The 7,341-nt window shown below is 46.2% G+C and carries 3 protein-coding genes; 2 read left to right on the top strand and 1 reads right to left on the bottom strand.

What is annotated here, in order from left to right:
• Positions 1-117 precede the first annotated feature (117 nt).
• Positions 118-2,298, bottom strand: coding sequence for a tetratricopeptide repeat protein (locus QUB26_RS24990; RefSeq protein WP_333246045.1), 2,181 nt, complete (start codon positions 2,296-2,298; stop codon positions 118-120).
• 99 nt (positions 2,299-2,397) lie between these two features.
• On the opposite strand from QUB26_RS24990, the gene QUB26_RS24985 reads away from it, so the two are divergent.
• Together QUB26_RS24985 and QUB26_RS24980 are read left to right on the top strand one after the other, a co-directional pair.
• Positions 2,398-3,066, top strand: a complete 669-nt coding sequence (locus tag QUB26_RS24985; protein ID WP_006634869.1) for a glycoside hydrolase family 108 protein — start codon at positions 2,398-2,400, stop codon at positions 3,064-3,066.
• A gap of 615 nt (positions 3,067-3,681) precedes the next feature.
• On the top strand, positions 3,682-7,185 hold the full coding sequence (locus QUB26_RS24980) for a PAS domain S-box protein (protein WP_333246043.1): 3,504 nt from the start codon (positions 3,682-3,684) through the stop codon (positions 7,183-7,185).
• The last annotated feature ends 156 nt before the right edge of the window (positions 7,186-7,341 follow it).

Here is a 7,341-nt window from a genome sequence, read left to right as displayed (position 1 = left end):
GACGGGCGGGACGCCCATCCCACAAACTTGTGGAAGTTATTTAATTCTCATTCCTTATGATGTTTTCTCACATTGCGGATTGTTTGGCCTGACGCACCTTATCCTATAATTAGCGCGTTATCCTATTTTACATAATTTTTCCAAGACCGCATACATATCACCCGCAAACTTTTTCGGATTCCACAGCGGCGACAAATTGGCTGGATCTTTAGATTTCACCAACTGTGATTTAATTGCATTTCTCAATTCACGATCTTTGCCCAATTTTACACCCACTTCCACATATTCCGACCAAGACAAAGCCACACCTGTTTCAATTCCCAAAGTCTGCAAAAACGAATAACCCATTCTCGACAAAAATTGCTCTCCTGTGCGAGTCACCACCGGCAAATTAGACCACAAAGCCTCTAAAGTTTGAGTTCCTCCGTTGTAAGGATAAGAATCTAACAACACATCTGCCAGCAAATAGATAATTCTGTGTTCTTCCTCAGTAGCAAACCTCGGCAAAAACTTAATTCGGTGCTTGCTCACTTTCTCAGCTTCGCAAGCTTGGTGATATGCAGCCTCAAACACCGCAGCATCGCCTAAAGCTTTGTGAATTAAGATACTGTTCGGCACTTCTTTGAGAATCGCAATTTGTGCTTTTACCAAGTCGCGATTAAATTTTCTGCCGGGACTGACGCACAGGTAAACTATCTGATCCAAACCGATCCGATGCGACCTTCTCAATGCAACCGGATCGACTCCATATCTCTGAAAACCGGACACCGCTACAAAGGAATCAGGCATCCTAATTAGCTGCTCGTCATAATATTTTTCCCTGTCTGCAGGGTGCGAGTGCCTGTCTGTAAGAAAGTAATTTTCCGGCGATATGTAAGGGGCGTCAAATCCCAGCCAAGAAACACAAACTGGTGCGGGTTTTTGGTAGAGAATATCAGCGTGCACTGGTACGCTGAGAGAATCTAAATCAACTAAAACGTCCAATTCATCTTGCTGAATTTGGTCGATAATTTCGGCAGAGTTTGCAATTCCGTTCGGGTAGGTTGTGGGAAAAGTCAGTTTGCCAAAACTTTCAAATTGCTGAGTGCGATCGTCAGGAACAATTCTTTCGGAAGCGTACAAATACACATTGGGTGTGATGTCGGACAATTCGCGAATGATGTCAGCGCTGCACCAACCTACAGAATGGCGGCTAAAGTGATTGGACAAAAAGCCGATTTTTAACTGGCTGGATGGAACCGTTGGTTTGAAACTGTAATTTGCGGGTTGAGAAAAATTAGGTTTAATACATTGGTAGATATACTTTTGGGCAATTAATCTGTAAAGTTTTGAGTTGGCTGTCAAGTCATCTCGCAAATAGGGTGTGCTGAATAACAAGTTTGCATAAAGCGATTTAATTTCCACCGGGCTAGCGGTTTCTAAGTTGTGCTGCAAGTATGACTCTAGCTCTAAAAATCGATCGCTCGCAATTTGATTTAATCCCGACACTTGATAGGTGCTGATGAAGTAAATAGCGGTCATAATTGGATCGGTTTCGGCACACATTTGGCTGTAGTGGTGCACGGCTTGCCGCGCGGCAGCTAAATCGCTAGTATCTCTGAGGATGCCGCACAAATGTTGGTGAGCAGAAATAAAATCCGGTTTAATTTCTAGAGCTTTTTGAAGGTTGGGTATTGCCTCTTTAAATTTGCCCTGGTGGCGCAAAACTTGGCCAATTTGACAGTATGCTTCGGCTAAATCGGGTTTAAATGCGATCGCCTGCTTCCATGCAGCCACCGCCTCATCTAACTTCCCTTGCCGCGCTAATTTATCTCCTAAATTTAAGTGAAAATCTACCTGAGCAAGGTGGGGATTGAGTTCGAGAGCTTTTTGCTCGTAGGCTACCGCTGCATCCTGCTGCCCCTGCTGCTTCAGTGCCCCTGCCAAATTCCAGTAAGCAGCAGCCAAATTTGGTTTAAGTTCGATCGCCTTTTCGTAATTGACAACCGCCTCCACCAAATGTCCTTGTTTGTAGAGCATACTGCCCAAATTAGCATAAGCCTCAGCAAAATCGGGATTCAGAGCGATCGCCTCGGAATAAAACCGCATCGCTTCCTCAATTTGGCCGCTTGCTTGCTGCACATTGCCCATTGTCACGTAAGCCGCCGCCCAATCCGGTTGCAATTCCAGAGCTCGGCGACAAGCAGCGACGGCTGCTGCTAAATTGCCTTGAGAGTAATAGGTTTCTGCAGCGACTGTCAGGGATGCAGCATCTTCAAATTGGGGTGTTTCGGATTGGTTGCTAAAATCGGAATTCATTTGGCGGCCTATCTGTGCTATCAAGTTAAAGGTTGAATCTATATTATTTTGCAGAGTAGCAGTTTTAGCGGAACTACGGGCGATCGTCACAGAGAATTTATGAGCGACAAGCAAGCGACACAGCGCCAACATAACATCAAGTGGAAACCAAACCTCCTGCTGGGGATACTCTTGTTAACCTTAGCAATCCCCTTACCCTTTGCCCAAAAGACTTTCGCCCAGCAGCAGCAGACAGCCAGCTTTCGGCAGAAATTATTTCAAACTGCTCTTTATTTCACCCTATATTTTGAGGGCGGATTCAGCAATCACCCAGCCGATAAGGGCGGCAGAACTTATCGGGGCGTTTTGCAAACGGAATACAACGCCTACCGCTACAGTCGTGGGCTTCCGCCCCTCGACGTGACGCAGATGTCGGAAGCAGAGCTCCTAGAAATTTATAAATATTACTGGGATTCGAGCCTCTCGGGCACGATGCAGCCGGCTTTGGCGATCGTCATGTTTGACACTGCCGTTAATTTCGGTATTAATAACTCTATTACCTTTCTTCAGCAAGCATTAGGATTGCCGCAAACGGGAGTTTTTGATGCCCGCACCAAGGAAGCGCTAAAAGGAGCGAATAATAGAAATACCGCGTTGCAAATGATTAACGAACGGATTATTTACCGCTACAAACGGGTGCAAGAAGATCCCACTCAAATGGCTTTTTTCCGGGGGTGGCTGAGTCGCGATTACAGTTTGTGGGGTTATGTGAACAAGATTAAGAATTAACAGTTAACAGTTAAGCTGTGGAGCGTTTAAAATAGTATTATATGGTGCCACGGGCCTCCGCGTTTCCCTTGCCGGTGGAAGCGATCGAGCCGACGCACCCTACAGGTTTCGTTAGTGGTTTAAATGCTCCACAGGTTAGTCCCTCTCTGCTGGGACGAAAGTTTATGTAGTAGCGGTTTTCAACCGCCGAGTCTTATCTGTTATGCCGATCGCATTTCCCACAGCCACAGCAGCCGATTGACAATGCCAGTGATCTTGTTGCAGAGTGATTCATCCGCTACCATTATCCCTCGATGTACTGAGTAAAAACACTCCGTCTTGCCGATGAATCGGGCGCCAATTTCCGAAATCGAAGGGACAACGAACCAGGAACAAGGAATTTTTTATTAAAATTTACACATACAAATATTAGTCAATTCTCCCAAATGCCTTCTACATAAGAGCCTTCCACCTTCATTTGACGCTCTATCTAAAGTTAGGTAAAATAATTCATATTTTATGCTTAGCAGCTTTGAGCAAATCTTCAGCAGCTTTGTATCTAAGGCAACAATATCACTAGAGTGTTTATTGTTACCTTTGATACGTAGAAACCAAATAATTAGAGGGAGCGAGAAATTGGAAGTTTTTGAACGATCGCAACAACGGCAAACGCCCTCAACCCGAATGGCTGCAGTCGAGTCTTTTTGCAAAAAAGCGAGTATTGCAGTAATGGCGATCGGCTGTACAGTCATTTTGGGTTGGATATTCGATGTGCAACTCTTAAAAAGCATTCTGCCCGGACTCGTTACCATGAAAGCCAATACTGCGGTATGCTTTATTTTGGGCGGGTTTTCTCTATTCATCCAACAGATAGGGCGCACCAAATTAACAGCAAGAAAGCCTCAAAAAAATTACAAAAAATTGATTTTATTATCCTCATTTTTAATTATATTAATTAGCCTATTAACCCTACTTCAATATAGCTTTAATTTAGACTTAGGCATCGACCAACTGCTATTTAAAGAAAGTTACACATTGACAATTACCGGAACACCAGGACGCATGGCACCGAATACTGCTGGTGCTTTTTTATTGCTGGGAACAGCGCTGCTGCTGCTGTCAGAACGTCGGCCTAAATACCTGCGGATTCAAATTTTAAGCTGTTGTGCATTTTTAATTGCATTTACGGGTTTGATAGGCTATTTCTACGACAAAGCTTTATTTTACCAAATTGGCAATAATACAGGGATGGCTTTGCACACCTCCGCAGCATTTATGTTGCTGAGCTGCGGCATTTTATTTGCCAGTCCCGATCGAGGATTGATAGCAGTAATGACGAGCGATCGCGCGGGCGGCATCATGGCGCGGCGCTTGTTGCCACGGGCAATCATTATCCCACCTTTAGTCGGTTATTTCATCCTATTGGGAGATCGGTTACAAGCCTACACGCCGGAGGTAGGGATATCGCTGTTAAGCGTATTGAACGTGATTATTTTTACAGTTCTGATTTGGCAGAATGCCAAAACTCTCTGCAGCGCAGACCGGAAACGCTATCGAGCGGAACTGGGACTGAGAAAAGCTAAATTAGACTTAGAAAATCAAGTTGAGAAACGGACTATCCAACTGCAAATAACCAACGAGCAATTGCAACAGCAAATTTTCGACTCTCAAACAACAAAGCAGGCGCTTCAAAAAAACTACAATCTGTTGATGACAGTAATCAACAGTACGCCCGCAGCCCTATTTGTCAAAGATATTCAGGGCCGTTATCTAATGCTTAATGCTGCGGGAGCCAGTATAATTGGCCAGTCTGTAGACGACATTATCGGCAGAGATGACAGCGAGTTGTTTCCGCCGGAAATTGCGGAAAATATTATAAAAACCGATCGCCCAATTATGGCAGCGGGAACAACGGAAGCGATCGAAGAAGAGCTGCCCGTCAAAGGAAATTTGAGGATATTTCTTTCTACAAAAAGTGCTTACCGGGACGGCTTAGGAAAGATCAGCGGTATAGTTAGCATCGCGCGGGATATTACTGAGAGCAAACAAGCCGAAATCGCTAACAGAAGTTTAGCAGCAATTCTGGAAGCAACCCCGGATTTTGTAGGTATCTACAACCTCGAAGGACGCGCCATTTACATTAACAAAGCCGGCAGAAAAATGGTGGGTATCGGCGAAAACGAAGAGATATCCAAGCGAAAAGTTGCAGAATTCACGGCAGCCTCAGCCCGCAGCACTTTGAAACAAGCGATCGCCACCGCTGTTTCCGAGGGCTTTTGGAGTGGAGAAACAGCCTTCGTGTCAGCATCGGGACTCGAACTTCCCGTCAGCCAAGTCCTCATCTCCCACTCCGCACCGGGCGGCAAACTCGCATACATTTCGACGATCGCCCGCGACATCAGCGATCGCAAACAAGCTGAACAAGCGCTGCAACTGTCTCAAGCTCGTTTCGCTGGCATTGTAGAAATTGCCGACGACGCGATTATTTCGGTGGATGCTGAGCAAAAAATTATCCTGTTCAACCAAGGTGCAGAACGGATTTTTGGCTGGACGGCTGCGGAGGCGATCGGGCAATCCCTGAGCCTGCTGTTGCCCGAAGCTTGTGCCACCCTTCACAGTCTCCTCGTCAGCAATTTCGGCGACGTTCAACAAGCCCGAACAATGGGCCACCGCAAAGAAATTTTCGCCCGCCGCCGAGATGGTACGGAATTTCCCGCCGAAGCTTCTATTTCCCAACTCGAAGTGGCAGGCGAAATCATATTCACAGCTATTTTGCGCGACGTGACAGCCAGCCGCCAAGCCGAAGAAGCTGTGCGTCTGAGCGAGGAAAGATATCGATCGCTGGCAATGGCAACCGCACAGATGGTTTGGACGACCAACGCTAGCGGAATCTTCGACAAGCCTCAGCCTGATTGGATAGCTTATACGGGCATGAGTTTGAAAGAGAAGGACAACTCGATAGAAGCAGTGCACCCAGAAGACCGCGATCGCACAATACAAGCTTGGATGCGGGCCATAGAAACAAAAAGTCTCTACGAAGTGGAGCACCGCTTGCGGGCCGCCGACGGCAGCTACAGACACTTCTGGGTGCGGGGCGTTCCCCTTTTGGCAGCCGACGGCAGCATTCGCGAGTGGGTGGGCACTCACACCGACATTAGCGATCGAGTCCAAGTTTTGGAAGCACTCAAGCAGTCCGAGGGACAGTATCGATCGCAAGCAACCGAGCTCGAAAAAGCTGTCCAAGAGTTGCACCAAGCTCAAACTCAACTAATCCAAACCGAAAAAATCTCTTCTCTCGGCCAGCTAGTCGCCGGAGTCGCCCACGAAATTAACAATCCCATTAACTTCATCTACGGCAACATCACCCACGCCAGCCAATACACCACAGACTTGCTCGGTTTGCTCCACCTTTACCAAGAAAAATACCCAAATCCCGTCCCAGAAATTGTAGAAGCAGCCGAAGATATTGAAGTTGATTACTTAATGGAAGACTTTACGAAGATTTTGGAATCAATGAAAGTTGGAGCCGATCGCATCCGCGACTTAGTTGTATCCTTACGCAACTTTTCCCGACTCGACGAATCGCAGATGAAGCGAGTAGATATTCACGAAGGAATCGAAAGCACTTTGCTAATTTTGCAGCACCGGATCAAAGCTAATGTACTTCGTCCCGCTATTGAGATTATCAAAGAATACAGCAATTTTCCAAAAGTAGAGTGCTATGTAGGTCAGCTCAATCAAGTATTTATGAATCTTTTAGTAAATGCGATCGACGCCCTCGAAGAGTACAACAGCACTCATTCTTCAAAAGAAATATATGCTCGCCACAACCGAATTCGGATTAGCACAAGTGCGAATTCCGAGACAGTAACAATTCGGATTGCCGACAACGGGATGGGAATCAATCAAGAAGTTATTGGCAAGTTGTTCGACCCATTTTTTACTACTAAACCAGTCGGCAAAGGCACAGGCTTGGGACTGTCAATCAGCTATCAGATTATAGTTGAAAAACACCGAGGCAAATTGCGGTGTATTTCCACGCCTGGGGAAGGTGCAGAGTTTGTCATCGAGATTCCCATTCGCCAGGAAGTATCGCCTCTAGTCACAGGAAATAATCAATTAGCAGCAGTTGGTAGTTAATTGTTAGTTGCGATCGGTGGCATCGGAATTAATATTACCCGAAATCAGGAAACGGCAGTGCCGTTTCCCTACAATTATATCATTCCGAAGCTAGCGGATTTGATATAACCGGGCGGTTGGAAACCGCGTCTACACAAACGATGTCCGCCTCCGCGG

Source organism: Microcoleus sp. B4-C1 (assembly GCF_036705285.1).
Classification (GTDB): Bacteria; Cyanobacteriota; Cyanobacteriia; order Cyanobacteriales; family Microcoleaceae; genus Microcoleus.
Note: the sequence above shows the minus strand (reverse complement) of the source record. Positions and strands in the feature narration are given on the sequence as shown.